The 18,158-nt window shown below is 41.6% G+C and carries 13 protein-coding genes and 1 tRNA gene; 8 read left to right on the top strand and 6 right to left on the bottom strand.

Translation table 11 applies throughout. The features are described from left to right. The first annotated feature begins 55 nt into the window (after positions 1-55). From lon to M2135_RS04740, 6 genes are all read left to right on the top strand, one after another. The gene (gene lon, locus M2135_RS04765; RefSeq protein WP_280747498.1) at positions 56-2,479 is read left to right on the top strand and encodes an endopeptidase La; all 2,424 of its coding nucleotides are present in this window, start codon (positions 56-58) and stop codon (positions 2,477-2,479) included. A gap of 266 nt (positions 2,480-2,745) precedes the next feature. After that, on the top strand, positions 2,746-3,201 hold the full coding sequence (gene rplM, locus M2135_RS04760) for a 50S ribosomal protein L13 (protein WP_280747450.1): 456 nt from the start codon (positions 2,746-2,748) through the stop codon (positions 3,199-3,201). Positions 3,202-3,206: 5 nt separating this feature from the next. Next, a complete protein-coding gene (gene rpsI / locus M2135_RS04755) occupies positions 3,207-3,593 on the top strand; it encodes a 30S ribosomal protein S9 (protein WP_280747449.1) in 387 nt (128 codons plus the stop codon). Between the two features lie 135 nt (positions 3,594-3,728). Next, entirely contained in the window at positions 3,729-4,589 is an 861-nt protein-coding gene (gene rpsB / locus M2135_RS04750) for a 30S ribosomal protein S2 (RefSeq protein WP_280747448.1), read from the top strand. 26 nt (positions 4,590-4,615) lie between these two features. Further along, a complete protein-coding gene (gene tsf / locus M2135_RS04745) occupies positions 4,616-5,437 on the top strand; it encodes a translation elongation factor Ts (RefSeq protein WP_280747447.1) in 822 nt (273 codons plus the stop codon). A 280-nt stretch (positions 5,438-5,717) separates the two neighbouring features. Continuing rightward, the gene (locus M2135_RS04740) at positions 5,718-5,933 is read left to right on the top strand and encodes a TIGR04149 family rSAM-modified RiPP (RefSeq protein WP_280747446.1); all 216 of its coding nucleotides are present in this window, start codon (positions 5,718-5,720) and stop codon (positions 5,931-5,933) included. A 212-nt stretch (positions 5,934-6,145) separates the two neighbouring features. On the opposite strand, the gene M2135_RS04735 is transcribed toward M2135_RS04740, so the two are convergent. From M2135_RS04735 to M2135_RS04725, 3 genes are all read right to left on the bottom strand, one after another. Further along, positions 6,146-7,984 carry a RagB/SusD family nutrient uptake outer membrane protein gene (locus tag M2135_RS04735; protein WP_280747445.1) on the bottom strand — a complete coding sequence of 613 codons (1,839 nt, stop codon included), beginning with the start codon at positions 7,982-7,984 and terminating at the stop codon, positions 6,146-6,148. Positions 7,985-8,020: 36 nt separating this feature from the next. Next, on the bottom strand, positions 8,021-11,383 hold the full coding sequence (locus tag M2135_RS04730) for a TonB-dependent receptor (RefSeq protein WP_280747444.1): 3,363 nt from the start codon (positions 11,381-11,383) through the stop codon (positions 8,021-8,023). A 772-nt stretch (positions 11,384-12,155) separates the two neighbouring features. Then, a tRNA-Pro gene (locus tag M2135_RS04725) sits at positions 12,156-12,228 on the bottom strand. Between the two features lie 224 nt (positions 12,229-12,452). Between M2135_RS04725 and M2135_RS04720 the strand changes: the two genes are divergently transcribed. Then, positions 12,453-13,292, top strand: coding sequence for a tetratricopeptide repeat protein (locus M2135_RS04720; protein WP_280747443.1), 840 nt, complete (start codon positions 12,453-12,455; stop codon positions 13,290-13,292). A gap of 36 nt (positions 13,293-13,328) precedes the next feature. Here the strand turns inward: M2135_RS04720 and M2135_RS04715 are convergent, their stop codons facing one another. Next, a complete protein-coding gene (locus M2135_RS04715; protein ID WP_280747442.1) occupies positions 13,329-13,898 on the bottom strand; it encodes an acyltransferase in 570 nt (189 codons plus the stop codon). A gap of 15 nt (positions 13,899-13,913) precedes the next feature. Further along, positions 13,914-14,618 carry an SAM-dependent methyltransferase gene (locus M2135_RS04710; RefSeq protein ID WP_280747497.1) on the bottom strand — a complete coding sequence of 235 codons (705 nt, stop codon included), beginning with the start codon at positions 14,616-14,618 and terminating at the stop codon, positions 13,914-13,916. A 50-nt stretch (positions 14,619-14,668) separates the two neighbouring features. Between M2135_RS04710 and M2135_RS04705 the strand changes: the two genes are divergently transcribed. Then, positions 14,669-16,048, top strand: a complete 1,380-nt coding sequence (locus M2135_RS04705) for an rRNA cytosine-C5-methyltransferase (RefSeq protein ID WP_280747496.1) — start codon at positions 14,669-14,671, stop codon at positions 16,046-16,048. Here the strand turns inward: M2135_RS04705 and M2135_RS04700 are convergent. After that, entirely contained in the window at positions 16,034-18,103 is a 2,070-nt protein-coding gene (locus tag M2135_RS04700; RefSeq protein ID WP_280747495.1) for an RNA degradosome polyphosphate kinase, read from the bottom strand. The genes M2135_RS04705 and M2135_RS04700 overlap by 15 nt on opposite strands. Positions 18,104-18,158: the final 55 nt, after the last annotated feature.

The following is an 18,158-nucleotide window of genomic DNA, read 5'->3' as shown; positions in this document are numbered from 1 at the left end:
ACACGACAAATAACATTGTATGAAACAAAAATCAAAAATATACAGCCCTTATTTTATGGAAGATTTAGAGGATAATCTGGGAATTGTGATGCCTATATTGACCGAATGTGATATAGATGAAGACTTTGCTGATGGGGTCGATAAAGTTGGTAGCATTATCCCTATCCTTCCGCTCCGAAATATGGTGCTTTTCCCGGGAGTAGCTATGCCGGTGATTGTGGGACGTCCAAAATCGATGCGGTTGATTCGTCATGCGGTTAAGCATAAAGCAATGATTGGGGTGGTCTGCCAAAAAGACTCGGAAACAGAAGATCCTGTGATGGATGATCTCTTTACGATAGGTGTTGTTGCCGATATCGTGAAAGTTTTGGAGATGCCGGATGGGAATACAACCATTATATTACAGGGTAAAAAACGTTTTGAATTAAATGAAATACAAGAAACCGAACCTTTCTTGAGCGGAAAGGTGACCCTGCTTGACGATCATATTCCGGACAAAAAAGACCGGGAATTTGAGGCGTTGGTTTCGACGATAAAAGATTTGACAATCAAAATGCTGGGGGCGATGAGTGATCCTCCGCGTGATCTGATTTTTTCGATCAAGAATAATAAAAATGTGCTTTATCTGATCAATTTCTCTTCGAGCAATATCCCCAGCGGGGCAGCCGAGAAGCAGCAATTGTTGATGATAAGTGATCTGAAAGATCGTGCTTACCGGCTTTTGTTTATTCTGAACAGAGAGTATCAACTGATGGAGTTGAAAACCTCTATTCAGATGAAAACGCATGAGGATATTAACCAGCAACAGAAAGAGTATTTCCTGCAACAACAGATCAAAACGATTCAGGAAGAGTTGGGTGGTAATATCAATGAGCAGGAAATTAAAGAGTTGCGTAAAAAAGCGGCGAAGAAAAAATGGTCGGCGCCTATTGCTGAGATTTTTGAAAAAGAGTTGCGAAAGCTTGAACGTTTACATCCGCAATCGCCCGATTTTTCCATCCAGACACAATATGTACAGACGATTGTCAATTTGCCATGGAATGAATACAGTAAAGATAATTTTAACCTGAAACATGCGCAGAAGATACTGGATAGGGATCATTACGGCTTGGAGAAGGTGAAAGAACGTATTATAGAGCATCTTGCTGTGTTGAAACTGAAAGGCGATATGAAATCTCCAATCATCTGCCTTTATGGCCCTCCGGGAGTCGGTAAAACATCTTTGGGGAAATCGATCGCTGAAGCATTGAACCGGAAATATGTCCGAATTTCATTGGGTGGATTGCATGATGAAGCGGAGATACGCGGACACCGTCGCACGTATATCGGAGCGATGAGTGGACGGATCATTCAGAATATCAATAAAGCCGGTACATCAAATCCGGTATTTGTATTGGACGAAATTGATAAAGTAACAAATGATTTCAAAGGCGACCCGGCTTCGGCTTTATTGGAGGTGCTCGACCCTGAGCAAAACAATGCTTTCCATGACAACTATCTGGATGTCGACTATGATCTGAGTAAGGTGATGTTTATTGCAACCGCTAATAATCTGAATACGATTTCGCAGCCGTTATTGGATCGTATGGAGTTGATCGAGGTCAGTGGGTATATCCTGGAAGAGAAAGTGGAGATTGCGGCCCGTCATTTGGTTCCCAAACAGTTGGAAGCACACGGTATTCCTAAAAAATCGGTAAAATTTCCCAAGAAAACACTTCAATTGATCGTCGAATCGTATACCCGTGAGAGTGGGGTGCGTGAACTGGATAAGAAAATAGCCAAGATCATGCGAAAACTGGCTCGGAAGATCGCGTCCGACGAGGTGGTTCCGCAACAAATTCTTCCGGAAGATTTACATGAATACCTGGGAGCGGTTGAATATAGTCGCGATCGTTATCAAGGCAATGAGTATGCAGGTGTAGTAACAGGTTTGGCCTGGACGGCTGTTGGCGGTGAGATCCTTTTTGTTGAATCCAGCTTGAGTCGGGGCAAAGGGTCGAAATTGACGCTTACGGGCAATCTGGGTGATGTGATGAAAGAATCAGCCATGTTGGCACTCGAATATATTCATTCGCATTCCTCGCAATTTGATATTGCGGAAGAGTTGTTCGAAAAATGGAATGTGCATGTGCATGTGCCTGAGGGTGCTATTCCGAAAGATGGTCCGAGCGCCGGAGTCACGATGGTGACTTCATTAGTTTCTGCATTTACCCAACGGAAAGTAAAGAGTAATCTGGCTATGACCGGAGAAATTACGCTTCGCGGTAAAGTCCTTCCGGTGGGAGGTATCAAAGAGAAAATATTGGCGGCTAAACGGGCTGGTATTAAAGAGATCATCTTGTGTAAAGAGAATAAAAAGGATGTGGGTGAGATTAATGCCGATTATCTGAAAGGACTTACTTTTCATTATGTTGATGATATCCGGGAGGTTATTGATATTGCCCTGCTGTCTGAGAGGGTGGTGAATCCGGTCTTTTAACAGGTCTGTTTATTTACTTCGGATTATACGAAATTGATAGACAAAATGCTTATATAGAGCATTCAGATGAAGAACCTTTCGTTAAAAAGGGTCTAAAAACATTTTATATTTCAGAGAAAAGCCGTACCTTTGCGAGCCGATTATTATCAAAATGTACTAAGAGTTTAGTTTTTAGCGCATTATTACGTCTCGTGTCCGTGTAATAATGTTGGCGAACAGACAAAAGCTCGTTTTTTAAATTATTAATTAACAAACTAATTAAAGCAGTGGATACTTTAAGTTTTAAGACCATTTCTGCTAACAAAGCAACTGTTAATAAAGAATGGGTGGTTGTAGATGCAACCGGACAGACTTTGGGACGCCTTTGTTCTAAAGTAGCAAAACTCTTGCGTGGCAAGTATAAACCCAATTTTACTCCGCATGTTGATTGTGGTGATAATGTGATTATCATCAATGCAGAAAAAATCGTTCTGACAGGAAATAAATGGAACGATCGTATTTATTTGAGATATACCGGATATCCCGGTGGACAACGTGAATTTACTCCGGCCGATCTGATGGCTAAGGGTGAAGATCGCTTGTTCCGTAAAGTAGTTAAAGGTATGTTGCCGAAAAACCGTCTGGGTGCAAAATTGCTTGGTAATTTGCATGTATATGCAGGAGCAGAACATCCGCATGAGGCGCAACAACCGAAATCAATCGATATAAACTCATATAAATAAGCCCTATGGAAGTAATAAATGCAATAGGAAGACGTAAAGCGGCTGTTGCACGTGTATACGTAAGCGAAGGAACTGGAAAAATAACAATCAACAAACGTGATTTGGATAATTATTTCCCTTCTTCTATTCTTCAGTATGTGGTGAAACAGCCATTGAACAAGTTGGAAGTCTCCGAAAAATACGACATCAAGATCAATCTTGCTGGTGGCGGATATAAAGGACAATCAGAAGCGGCTCGTTTGGCTATCGCTCGTGCATTGATTAAAATCAATCCGGAAGATAAACCAGCGTTGAGAGCTGAAGGTTTTGTTACCCGTGATCCACGTGTTGTAGAACGCAAAAAACCGGGACAACCGAAAGCACGTAAGAGATTCCAGTTCAGTAAGCGTTAATGTTGTTTGTGAGTTTCTTACAAAAGCAAGACGTTTAGTATCTAAATCAGCAGGATTTCTTTTACATGTGGAATGTGGATGGACTACCTGATGGTTGAATTCAAAAGAAAGTAAACGAAAAATTAAAAGAAAACCATGTCAAGAGTAAATTTTGATCAGTTATTAGAAGCCGGAGTACACTTCGGACACTTAAAAAGAAAGTGGAACCCCGCAATGGCTCCTTATATTTTTATGGAGCGCAATGGTATTCATATCATTGATTTATATAAAACAGTTGCTAAAGTAGACGAAGCAGCAGAAGTATTGAAAAACCTGGCTCGTCAGGGAAAGAAAGTGCTGTTCGTCGCTACAAAAAAACAAGCTAAACAAGTTGTTGCTGATAAGGCTGCTTCTATCGGTATGCCTTACGTGATTGAACGTTGGCCGGGTGGTATGTTAACCAATTTCCCGACTATTCGTAAAGCCATCAAAAAGATGACTACAATCGATAAGATGACTAAAGACGGTACATTTGATAATCTTTCAAAAAGAGAAAAACTTCAGATCACGCGTCAACGCGCAAAATTGGAAAAGACATTAGGCTCTATTATCGACCTGACTCGTCTACCTTCTGCGTTGTTTGTTGTTGACGTGATGAAAGAGCATATTGCGGTTCGTGAAGCGAATCGTTTAGGTATCCCTGTATTCGGTATGGTGGATACGAATTCTGATCCGGGCAACATTGATTTCGTAATTCCGGCAAATGATGATGCCACTAAATCTGTTGAGGTGATCCTTGGCGCTGTTTGTCAGGCGATGAGCGAAGGTTTGGAAGAGCGTAAAGCAGAAAAGGTAGATACCGATGCTACCGGTGAGGAAGAAGCTCCAAGAAGAGAGCGCAGAGCTAAGTCAACAATCAGAAAAAGCGCAAAGAAAGAAGACGCTGTTGAAGATTTGGCACAAGAGGAGGTTGTAGAAACCCCTGTTCAGGATGAAGCTGAAGAAGTAAAAGAATAATTAATTAAAGAAAGGAATTATAGATTATGGCTGTTACTATGGCTGACATTTCCAAGCTACGCAAGATGAGCGGTGCTGGAATGATGGATTGTAAAAATGCATTGGAAGAAGCAAATAACGATTTCGATAAAGCAATGGAGATTATCCGTAAAAAAGGACAGGCTGTTGCTGCAAAACGTTCGGATCGTGAAGCGTCAGAAGGTTGTGTGTTAGCTACTGAAAATGGTGGCTTTGCTGCAATCGTTGCCTTAAAATGCGAAACCGACTTCGTGGCTAAAAATGGTGAATTCGTAGCATTGACTCAGGATATCCTGAATGTCGCTATGGATAAAAAACCAAAATCATTAGAGGCCTTATTAGCTTCTTCGTTAGCAGATCGTACAATTCAGGATCATATTACCGATCGTATTGGTGTGACAGGTGAAAAGATGGAACTAGGCTTCTATGAAACAGTAAATGGGTCTTATGCTGTTTCTTATATTCATCCGGGAAATAAACTGGCTACAATCGTTGCTTTCAATCAGGAAGTAGATCGTCAGGTTGCCCGTGATATCGCCATGCAAATTGCTGCGATGAATCCGGTTGCTGTCAATGCAGACGGTGTTGATCAGAAGATCATCGATCAGGAAATGGAGATTGCCCGCGACAAAGCACGTCAGGCAGGTAAACCTGAAAACCTGTTAGATCGTATTGCAGAAGGCGCGTTGCAGAAATTCTACAAAGAAAATACATTGTTACAACAGGAGTTCGTAAAAGACAATAAATTGACTATCGAACAGTATCTGAAACAACAGAATAAAGATCTTACTGTAGTTGATTTCAAACGTGTGACGTTAAATGTAGAATAATCTCATATTATTATACAATCATAACAAAAAGAGATGGTGAATTGTCACCATCTCTTTTTGTTTTTAGGTCTTGTCTCGTCCTAGAATAGTGTTACAAAGAAAGTAATGTTATGAAAATTAAAACATCCATTTCATCGCAAATTTCAGAGGTGATATTGATTTGTGACCAAACTGTGACCAAACTGTGACCAACTTTTCTTGCTTTTTATGAATCAAATAATTAGGTTTGGCGAATCCATGGATAAATAACTATTTATTAATTACTTAAAAAATTGAAATCATGAAGAAGCTAACAAAAATTGCTTTAAAAGAACAAGGTTCTGTTTTGAAGAAAGAAGAAATGATGAAGATTCTGGGTGGCGGGTCGTATACTTGCTGGTGTGGATCATCAGGAGGGACTTTCATTGTAGAAGTTCCTGATTATTACGGAAATGTAGAAGCAGAAAATATTGCCCGTGAAAGGTGTGGTGGACCCGCTTATTGTTCAAAGAACTAATCTCCTGTAATTTTATTGTCAAAGGAGTTGTCCTCAAGGATGACTCCTTTTTATTTAACAGCAAATCACAAAAGTGAAAAAGATGATTGTATAAAAGCAAAAACTTATTATAATGAGGTAGATAATGTTTAATTGCGACTTATTGCCGCCTATTTTTAAAACTAAAAAAGGGTGGCTTTTGGCCACCCTTTCTAAAAAAGATAAATCTAATATTATTTCCAGTTCTCATTCTGAACAAGCAAATCTTGCATTTTGTTAAGCTGATTCCAAGGAATAGGTAATGTCACCCATTTATCCTGATAAGATTCAGCACCTGTGTACTTATTCAAATGATTCTTTTCAAATTCAACAAAGTTGTTGATTTCAGTACGGGCAATACCCCAACGGGTTAAGTCGTACCAACGATGACCTTCTGTTGCCAACTCGATTCTGCGCTCGAAACGTAAAGCTTCAGTTGCTTTCTCTTTAGAGGCAAACTGAGAAGCAGGATATAAACCGATACGGTAGTTACCAGCAGCATTATCTATGGTTTTACCGTTCACTTTATCTTCCAGTTTATAAGGAGATGTAGCTGGCACTAAATCAGCATCTGTAGCTTCTACAAAGCTGTTTGCTGCACGTGCACGTACTTTATTGATATATTCACCAGCTTTCGTATGTTCGCCTGTTTCAATCAACGCTTCAGCATACCATAACAGTACATCGGCATAACGTACCAAGTGGAAGTTTTTCGTTGTTGAAGCAGCCGAAGTCGAAAGACTTAACGAACCATTATCCGCTTTCTTTGGGATCAGTTTTTTATGGATATAATATCCACCGTTAGATGGTTCACGAATCCAACCATCCGTTTTTGTTAAAACAGTCCAATCCAAGAAAGGAGTTCCATAACGTCCAACCGTATAGTCTACACGTGGATCCACAAAAACCGTCAGGTCTGTTTCCGGCTCATTAGCAATTTCTGGAGCAGAACTTGTAATCGGAGCTTTTTTACGGAAAGATCCATCCATTAATGGCAATCCGTTTTCATCTACGATATGTGCATTCACCAAGTCATAAGACGGTTGAAGGAATCCCCAACCACTGTTACCTAACGCACCACTCATACCAACAGCAGCGCCACCAGCTACAGTACTGTTACGGTCAGAAGATCCTGACAATGAATTCTGAACATCAAATACAGATTCACCTGTCCAGTCACTTACACCAGCAGTATACAGTTCTTCGTATGTTTTAGCCAACTGATATTTTGTTCCTTTTGGGTCAACACCATTAGCCATTACATTTTCCAGAATAGTCTTTACTTCAGCCCATTTGTTTGAACCACCATTCGTTCCATTATATGGAGAAGATTGGTACATTCTAAGTTTTGCCAAGAAAGCAGCAGCAGCCCATTTATTTACACGACCAAATTCACCATTATGTGTCCAGTCTGAAGGCAGATTATCATAAGCATATTGGAAGTCAGCAGCAATCTTATCCCAGATATAGACGTAGTTACCACCTTCATCCACATTGGATACCTGTGGGTTTACATTTGCTTCATAATCAGCAACACCTACGTAAGGAACAGCAGCACCGAATACCTTAACAATCTCAAAATGATAGTAAGCACGGAAGAAAGCAGCTTGTCCGGTTGCATGTGCATAGTAAGTCGCATCCAATTGATCTTTCGTTTTGTTACAAACGCTTTCTACTGTATTGGCACGGAAAACACCGTCATAACAACGTTCCCATTTGCTGTTCAAATAACTGTTCCCTGTTGTAATTGCATACAACTCCAAACTGGTAAAGTCAGGCTGATCCGCAAAGTTTGATCCTTTATTGGCATCACCCGCCATTACATCACCATAGACATAATTGGTGACGACATTCGCAAAACTATTCCCTGTAAAGAAGCGGGCGTATACCCCTACCAGTACCTGGTCGATCCCAGTCTGAGAATAATAGTCTTTCTCCGATTTTTTCCCTACCGGGTCCACTTCCAGAAAATCTGAACAAGCACCCATTGTAAGTCCGACAATTACTGCCGCTACTAAATATATTTTCTTCATAATTCTGAATTTTTTTTAATTGTATATAAATGTTTATCAGAATGAAACATTAACACCAAAGATAAATTGACGTGGCATTCCATAAGAACCATAGTCAAATCCCATTTGTCTGTCATCTGTTCTGTTCTGACGAACTTCAGGATCCAGACCAGAGTAACCTGTCAATGTAAATACGTTAGCTACCTGTCCGTAAACGCGTAGTCTTTCCAATCCCAATTTACCAGTAATACTTCTTGGCAAAGTATAACCTAAAGAAAGTGTTTGCATACGCAGGTATGAACCGTCTTCAATATACATTGAGTGTGATTCGTTACCAGCTTCTGCACCTTCCTGGCTTGTTCCTGCCCACAATGGGTATTTACCGTTCGGGTTAGTTACAGGATGCCATGAGTTATCACGACGGTCTTTGGAGTAGTTACTCTGCAATGCACCGTAATGGGTATAGTATTCAAACATCTTATACAAGTCGTTACCTACAGAGAAATACAGGTATGTGCTCAAGTCGAAGTTTTTATACTGAAGAGAGATATTCACACCACCAGTGAAGTCAGGATGCGGGTTACCAATCACTGTACGGTCATCAGAACCTACCATTCCGTCATCATCGATATCAGCCATTTTGTAACGACCGATATATTGACTCGGATCTAAAGATTCCAAACTTGAAGCTCCGTAAGGAAGGATTGTTTGACCTTTTGAGTTTTTGTAGTTCAATACATCTTCTTCGCTCTTATAAATACCAACTACTTTATATCCAAAGAACTGAGCCATTGGAAGACCTTCACGCATAATCGAAATATTACTGATACGGGTTCCTTCGAACAAGTCGCTACCACCTAATTTAGTGATTTTATTTCTGTAAGTAGAAAGGTTTGCATTGATGTTATAACGCAAATCACCGATTTTGTCACGATAACCTACGCTGAAGTCGATACCGCGGTTACGCATATTACCGATATTTACTCTAGGTCTAGTTGGGCTACCTGCCAATGCCGACCAGTTTGCATCCACCAACATATCGCTGGTTTCACGGTTGTACCATTCCAAACTTAATGTCAACTTGTTATTTAATGCTGTTGCATCAAAACCAAGGTTTAATGTTTTAACAGTTTCCCATTTTGCATTCACGTCACCTAAGTTGGTTACATGGTATCCGGTATAAACACCTGCATCAGAACCATTAATAGAATACCAATAGTTATTACCTGTACCATACTGGAACGCATAGTTATAAGCACCAATACTAGAGTTACCAGTTGTTCCGTAACCTGCACGCAATTTGAAATCATCTAACCAAGAACGGGTAGATTCCATAAACGCTTCGTCAGACATACGCCATCCTAAAGAGACAGAAGGGAATGTACCCCAACGGTTCTTTTCAGAGAAACGAGATGAAGCATCACGACGAATAGAAGCAGAAACCAAGTATTTACCTTGATATGAATAGTCAGCACGTCCGAAATATCCGAACATAGTGGTGTATGAGTTCATTTCACCTGTAGCAGACATATTCGCTGTTCCACCATTACTTAAAATCCACATATTTGGGTCATCTTCAAAGTCAAAGTTTTTACGATTACCTTCAATCCAACGACCTAAGTTTTCTTTCAATGCTTCCGTACCGGCAACAACGCTTATTGTCTGATCTTCATTGATCTTTTTTGTATAAGCTATTGTGTTGGTCCACTGGTAGCCAAACCACCAACGCATTCTTTCGGTATATTCGTTTGTTCCACGGCCTTCTTTATTGTGCATAATAGTCACCGGATAGAAGTTACCATAGTTTTCACCACGAAGTGTAGCAGCAAACTGAGTTTTAACTGTTAAACCATCAATTGGTTTTACTTCAGCAAATACAGAAGATTGACCTCTGAAGTTTCTATTAAAGCTTCCAGCTTGTTCTGAAGCGATATATACAGAAGATACGTCACGACCACCATTAGTAGCCTGAGATCCGGCAAGATCACCGCCTACGTTATATACAGGTACCCAAGACTGCATAGTATAAGTCTTTGCATAAACAGAACCTTCACCACCGTTACCACGGTCACCACCCATTTCCATAACAGAAAGGTTTGTATTCTGACCAATAGTGATGTATTTATTCGGACTGAATGTACTGTTTGCACGCAGTGAATAACGGTCAAAGAAAGAAGATTTCAATGTACCTTCACGGCTTGAATAACCAACTGACATAGAGTAAGAGCCTTTATCATGTCCACCTAATACAGAAAGCTGGTGATCCTGAATAAATCCACTTTGAGTCACCAAGTCGTACCAGTCAGTACCTTTACGGGCATCCGCTTCAGAATAACCGTCTTCCAACATCTGGTAATAAGCAGAACGGGCAAAAGAACTTCCTCCATTTGGTTTGTAACCTGCAACCCATGCATCTACGCTACCGTATTGAGAAATAATCTGATCTTTTGAATAACCAGCCGGTTTAATAGCATAAGGCATTGTAAGTTGATCTTGGTCATTTAATGCACCGAACTGTGCGTGAGCAGCAGGAGTTTTACCTCTTACGTCACGTAAGTTCACCATACCTAACGCTTCGAATTCCATCGCTTCCCAACCATTCAATACGTCATATCCGCTGTTCGCCATTTTAGACGTACCCACATATCCGTCATACGATACGCGAACGCGACCACCTTTATCACCTTGTTTGGTGGTGATGATGATTACACCATTCGCACCTTTTGCTCCATAAATAGCTGTTGCAGAAGCATCTTTCAAAATCTGTAATGATTCGATGTCATTCGGATTCACAGATTCCATAGGCGCACCAGATACACCGTCTACAACGACTAGAGGTGCTGCATCATTTACTGACCCAACCCCACGAATACGAATAGAAGTGGATGCTCCTGGAGCTCCTGATGTTTGAATGTACACCCCTGATGCTCTACCTTGTAAAGCTTCAGCAACTGTAGCCACAGGTATCTCCTGCAAGTCTTCAGTATTTACCACCGCTACAGAACCTGTAATGTCCTTCTTAGCTTGTGTACCGTAACCCACAACAACTACTTCATCCAGGGCTTGTGTGTCCTCTGATAAAGTGACATTGATGTTTGATTGATTTCCGGCTGCTACCTCGCGGGCAACATAACCGATGTAAGATACTACCAGTGTGGCGTTGGCCGGCACACCTTCAATGACAGCGCGTCCGTCCATATCGGTAATATTACCGATGGTGGTACCTTTGACCATAACGTTGGCTCCGATAATAGGACCCATCGCATCTGATACTACAACAGTAACTGTACGGCCCTGTTGAGTGCCGTCAACTACGTTTACAGTAGCATGACCTTTGTCGACTGCCAGGATCGTTCCCGAGCAGAACAGCAACAAAGTAGCTCCCAAAAACACTTTTTTCCAAAAATTCGCGTTACTCATGCGTTCTTAGATTTTAAGGTTAATATTAGATTTATAAAACACATATTTCATACTTATTTCACAGATGGAACCAACACAAAAAAGACTTGTTTCTGCTCAAGTAAAATAAAAAAGAGCCAATAAGAAACGGTATTTCTATTAACTCAGACTTATGCAGAAGTCAAATCCTCCCATAAAAAACAGGCTATTATGTGGTATTTTCCATTCATTCTTGTGCCAAATATCCTGTTTTTTTTTCAAACCAACAAAAAAAATACATATTTTTTGTTATAAAATTAAAAAAAAAGAGGGGCTTCGAAACACTAAAAAACAAATAAGTGCGATACCGCTGTGATTCCCATCTGCTTATATAAAAAATCCCATCCGGAGGAAAGTGATTTTCTTTTTTCAGACAAAGTCGGACAAGTCAGGATACATTTATTTTATCAGAAAAAACTTAGGTGTAAGGCTATACATTAATATATGTATAGGATGCAGAACCCCTCTTTAAATGATTCGGATCTGTTGTTTTTTTTGTCTTGACGAGGTAATCGTCTACCAGTTGGGTCACTATCGTCTACCAATTGGTTCACTATCGTCTACCAACTGTGGCCGAATCGTCTAACAGTTGGTAGACGATTAATTGTATGGCAAAAAAAAGGAAGGGATACATATAAAAGTGGGAGGTGATACGGTCGATTGAGGTAAACAGATCGGTTCCGGAATTATTAGAATACTCCGACAATTGAAGGCATAAAAAAAGGATAAATACCATATCTATTTATCCTTTCTGTCGGGATGAGACGACTCGAACGTCCGACCTCCACGTCCCGAACGTGGCGCGCTACCAACTGTGCTACATCCCGTTTTTAATACGGTTGCAAAGGTACAAATTATTTTAAACCTGCAAATGCTTTGTTCTTTTTTTTGAACTTTTCAAAAACTGTTTTTCGCAGTATGACAGTCGTCTGTTTTTCTCACTTTTTCTCAAATTTGCGTTAATTAAATGTATCAACCTATAAAGTTCTTTTATCTCAAAGAAGAAGCGTGAAAATATTATGTAGTTTTGCTCCACACTATCGTAGAGTATATGAGAAGAAGTCGTTGGATCTATTGTTTTTGTATCGTTGTTTTTTTAGGGGGCGGTCATCAGGTCGGTTTTGCACAGACGTATGAGGAACTGGTAGAACGTAGTTATACCTTTGTAGAGCAGGAAGACTGGTTCTCGGCTGAAGAGAGCCTGAAGGCAGCGATGCGTAATGAACCGGGTAATCCGACTAATTATGCGTTATTGACAAATCTGGGAACGATTCAGCGCCGACAGGGGAAAAGGGCAGAGGCGCTTATATCCTATACCGCAGCACTGAGCCGGCAGCCTCAGAACGCGACCATACTGGAGAACCGAGCCTCGTTGTATGTCGAGATGGGTGAGACGGATAAGGCGTTGGCCGATTATACCTTATTATTACTGTACGAACCTGATCATCAGGAAGCGTTGTATTATCGGGGATTGGTATATTTACAAAAGAAGGATTTTCTGGCTGCGGAGGCGGATTTTGATCAACTGTTGCAAGCTAACGAACGGTCGATACGTGGACGGTTGGGACATGCGATCCTGGAAAAGATGCGTGGGAACTATGAGGATAGTGAACGGATTTACAACTATCTGATTAGTGAGCAGCCTCGCGACTGGTTGTTGTACGAAGGGCGGGCGGATCTTTATTTTATGATGGGGAAGAATGCTCGTGCGATGGCGGATGTGAATAAAGCCTTTGCAGAGAGTGAACCATCAGCGTCGCTATACGTGCTTCGAGGCAAAATCAAACTGGCGCAATATGAAAAGGCTTCAGCTATAAACGATTTTGAGAAGGCACAGGAGATGGGATATGATCAGGCGGTGATTGATGAATTGATGAAGATGGCTAAATGATTAATATCTAAATCATAGGATTATACGTTGTATAGTTCACGTTAATTTAATGATCGTATTGTCTTTTAGTTGGTATTGCTCGCCTGTTTCGGGGCAGATGGCCAGGTTCTCTTCATTGAATATTAACCGGTAGCCGGCTTCGCTGACCCAGCCGACCTGTTTTGCCGGGTTTCCGATAACCAGCGCATAAGGCAGAACCTCTTTGGTGACGACCGATCCTGCTCCGATTAAAGCATATTCTCCGATCGTATGTCCGCAGAGGATAGTTGCATTTGCTCCGATCGATGCTCCTTTTCGTACATGGGTCCGAAGATATTCTCCTTTCCGGCTGATTGCACTGCGCGGGTTCAGTATATTGGTAAAGACGCAACTGGGTCCCAGAAATACGTCATCTTCACAGATCACACCGGTATATACCGATACATTATTTTGTATTTTGACATTATTCCCCAGAATCACTTCGGGAGAGACAACAACATTCTGACCGATATTGCAGTTATTGCCGACTACCGCACCGGTCATAATATGCGTGAAGTGCCAGATGCGTGTTCCATCTCCTATTTTACATCCCGGATCGATCACTGCTGTTTCGTGTGCCTGATACATAGTTTATATTGTCTTTTATTTATAAACGAGGAAAATGGTCGGTTTCTTATTCAGATCGGGGATTTTGTTTGTCCAATCTTTTACCGGACGTGTCTGGATGTACTCCTCTTCACAAGTGATATCGGAAGCGATACATAATTTGGTCGACGGCCGGCAGGTTCGAATCAACTCTTCTATCAGTTTGTTGTTGCGATAAGGCGTTTCAATGAAAAGCTGTGTCTGATTCTCCGAATAGATGCGCCCTTCCAGTTTTTTGATCATCTGCACCCGTTCGGTGGGGTCGATCGGCAAATACCCATGAAAGGCAAAACTTTGTCCGTTGAAACCGGATGCCATTAAAGCAAGGAGGAGCGAGGAGGGGCCGACAAGGGGCACGACAGGGTATTTTTTCTTCTGTGCAATCGCGACGACATCTGCGCCGGGATCCGCGATGGCCGGACATCCGGCCTCTGAGATGACACCTACATGCTCTCCTCTGCTCAGAGGGCTCAGATAACCCGATACCTGTTCGGGTGAAGTGTGTTTATTTAATTCGTAAAAAGTCAGTTCGTCAATGACAATAGATGGGTCTGTCTTTTTCAAGAAGCGCCGGGCTGTGCGCACATTCTCCACAATAAAATGTTTGATTTGCAGAATAATTTCCCTGTTATATTCGGGAAGCACTTTGTGGTGGGGGGTATCCCCTAAAGTGACAGGGATAAGGAAAAGAGAAGCTTGCATACCGTTACTTTTCTGCAAATGTAGTATTTTTGCCTGAAACAACAGAAAAGATGATTCTTCCTCCTGATTTTATTCGTCGTACCAAGGCGCTGTTGGGTGCCGATTATGATTCGTTGGAAAATGCTTTACACGAAGACTCTCCTGTCAGTATTCGTTTGAACAGAGATAAGCTATCTGAAGAGTTCTCTTTATCGGAAAAAGTGGTGTGGAGTGAAACAGGTTTTTATCTACCGGAACGTTTGGCTTTTACTTTTGATCCGTTGTTTCATGCCGGAGGATATTATGTACAGGAGGCTTCTTCTATGTTTCTTGAACAGGTGATACGCGCCTATATCACCGAACCTGTTGTTTGTCTCGACTTATGTGCTGCCCCGGGTGGTAAATCGACTCATCTGGCAGCACTTTTACCCGAAAACAGCCTGTTGGTCAGTAATGAAGTGATTCGTAGCCGAAGTTATATTCTTGCTGAAAACATATCTAAATGGGGATCTCCCGATACGATTGTACTGAATAACGATCCGGCAGAGATCGGCGAAATGAGTCATCTATTCGATCTGATTGTAGCAGATCTTCCTTGCTCGGGTGAAGGGATGTTCCGTAAAGACCCCGAGAGCATCAAAGAGTGGAGTGTAAACAATGTCGATTTATGTGCTGCCCGTCAGCGCAGGATTATCCATGATATCTGGGAAGCGTTAAAACCCGGCGGGTTGTTGGTTTATAGTACCTGTACGTTTAATGTTGAAGAGAATGAAGAGAATATCCGGTATATCCGGGAGGAGTTGGGGGCAGAGGTGCTTCCGGTATCTTTTCCTTCGGATTGGGCGGTGGCAGGACCTCTCAAATACGCCAATCCGGTTTATCGCTTTTTTCCGCATAAAGTCAGAGGAGAAGGTTTCTTTCTGGCGGTTTTGCAAAAAACTGACGGACCGGTTTCCGTTCGGAAAAATAAAAACAGGAAGACAAAGAATAAAACGATTATCCCTTCCGGGATAACGGATTGGCTATTGAATGCAGACAGGTTTCAGATCGAAAACCGGAAAGAGGCGTTAGTCGCTATCCCTTCGGGTTTTATGGAGATTTATAGTCAATTGGCCGATCGTTTAAAGATCGTGTCGGCGGGTGTACCGCTGGGGGAGGTGAAAGGGAAAGATTGTGTGCCAATACATGGATTGGCGTTAAGTACGGCTTTTGACCGATCCTCTTTCCCTTCTCAGGAGCTTGAATGGGAACAGGCTATCCGTTTTTTGAGAAAAGAATCGGTTGTTTTGCCCGAAGAGATCGGAAAAGGATATGTTTTATTGACTTACGAGCAACAACCTTTAGGTTTTGTCAAACATCTGGTTAACAGGAGTAACAACCTTTATCCGCAGGAATGGCGGATACGTTCGGGACATTTGCCGGAAAAGATCCCGTCGTTATATTTCCTCTGATTTTAAATAGTCGTAAATAGCCAGTTGTGAACGGGTTTTGACGGGATTGTTATCTCGTTTAAAGTTGTTATGCAATTCTTCATCAATAAAACAGGCTTTCACATTGTCTTTTAATTGAAGGTCGAGGATATGGATAATCCTTTTTTTGATTGTCTGGTCGAGAATCGGAAAGGCTGTCTCGATACGCCTGTTCAGGTTACGACGCATCCAGTCGGCTGATGTGAGGTACAGATCCTTTTTCCCGTCATTATAAAAATACCAGACACGGGCGTGCTCCAGAAACAGGTCGACGATCCGGGTAACTTTGATATTTTGGCTATAAGGTTGATTGGGTACCAGGCAACAGATCCCACGCACAATCAGATCGATTTCCACACCGTTTTCACTGGCGTGATAAAGTGCGTTGATCATCTTTTGATCGTGAAGCCCATTCATTTTCAGTATAATCCGTCCTTTTCGTCCTTGCCGGACATGTTCGATTTCCTGCTGGATCATACGTTGGAGCTCGGATACCATGTTAAAACGGGCGACCAATAAATGTTTGAATAGTCCATCGGTCGGATGACCTTCCAGCGTGGTGAACACTTTTTGAATATCAGCAATGATATCCGGGTTTTTGGTTAAGAGAGCCATATCTGAGTAAATCTTGGCTGTTTTTTCATTGAAATTTCCGGTACTCAAATACGCATAGTTTTTCCCTTTATTTCCGTTTTCTTCTTCATTTCTCAGGATAAGGGCTACTTTGGCATGCACTTTTAATCCGGGGATACTGTAGATGATCCGAATGCCAGCCTGTTTCATTCGCTCGGCTGTATAGAGGTTGTTCTCTTCATCAAAACGGGCTTTGAGTTCGACGAAAACAGTTACCTTTTTCCCATTTTGTGCAGCGCTGATCAACGCATTAATTACGGCAGAATTCTCGGCTACACGATATTGCGTAATTTTGATCGCTTTGACCTTAGGGTCGAAAGCCGCTTCCATAATAAATCGCAATAGATAATCGAACGACTGATACGGAAAATGTAATAAGATATCTCTTTTCCTGATCGCTTTCATCACCGATTTCATCTCGTCCAGGAAAGGAACGCGCATCGGAACAGGGATTTGTTGTTCTAAAGATTGACCCGACGGATTGGGTAATTTGCTTAAGTCCTGTAGATTCAGGTAACGTCCTCCTACCACCAGATCATCTTTTTCGATGCCGAAAGCGTTACAGATGAAAGCAAGAAAGTCGTCGGGCATCGCCTGATCGTACATAAAACGGCTCAGATCTCCTACTTTGCGTTTGTTGACTTTCTGACGGATACTTTCTGCGATATCCGGTACTTTCTCATCATCCAGATAGATATCGGCATCTCTTGATATTTTAATGCTATAACAACTATCTATCTGATAGCCCGGGAATATACTAGAGAGGTTGGCCCGGATAATATCATCAATAAACATGATGTAAAACCGTCCGTTGTGAGAGGGGAGGTTTATGAAACGAGGGACTTTCGCATGAGGGATTTTCATTAAGGCATAATGATATTCAGGCGAATCATTTTTGTCTATGTTTTTCTTTTTCACCATTCGCACCACAAGGTATAGCCGTCGGTCACGGATAAACGTTCGGATATCTCCGGCTTGTATCATAACGGGTGCCAGAAAAGGAAAGACTTCTTCATTAAAGAAGTTTTGAATATATATTTTATGAAACTCTTCCGGTATACTGTCCTGATACAGATAGATATTGTGTTTATTCAGATCGGGCAAGATCTTTTCCGAAAAGATGCGATAGTATTCCCGTTGCTGTCGGTTGACTTCCTGGGTGATAGCGGCAAGCACCTTCTCAGCTTCCGGATCACTTTCCTCGGAGAGGTTCTTTTTCATGATCACTCCCCGGTGCTCGGCGACACGGATCTCATAGAATTCTTCGAGGTTAGAAGAATAAATAGATAAAAAACGAATCCGTTCATAGATTGGAAGCGTATCATCTTCTGCTTCAAGCAAGACTCTGTAGTTGAATGATAACCAACTGATATCCCGTTTAAAATATCTGTAGAAATTCTCCATCATTATTTGCGTGCGTTGAAAGGGTAAAGATATATACTTAAAACTAAATAGAGAC

The organism is Parabacteroides sp. PF5-9 (genome assembly GCF_029893105.1).
In the GTDB taxonomy this organism is placed as follows: Bacteria; Bacteroidota; Bacteroidia; order Bacteroidales; family Tannerellaceae; genus JARXWG01.
The sequence above is the reverse complement of the archived record's forward strand: the minus strand, read 5'-3'. Positions and strand labels throughout refer to the sequence as shown.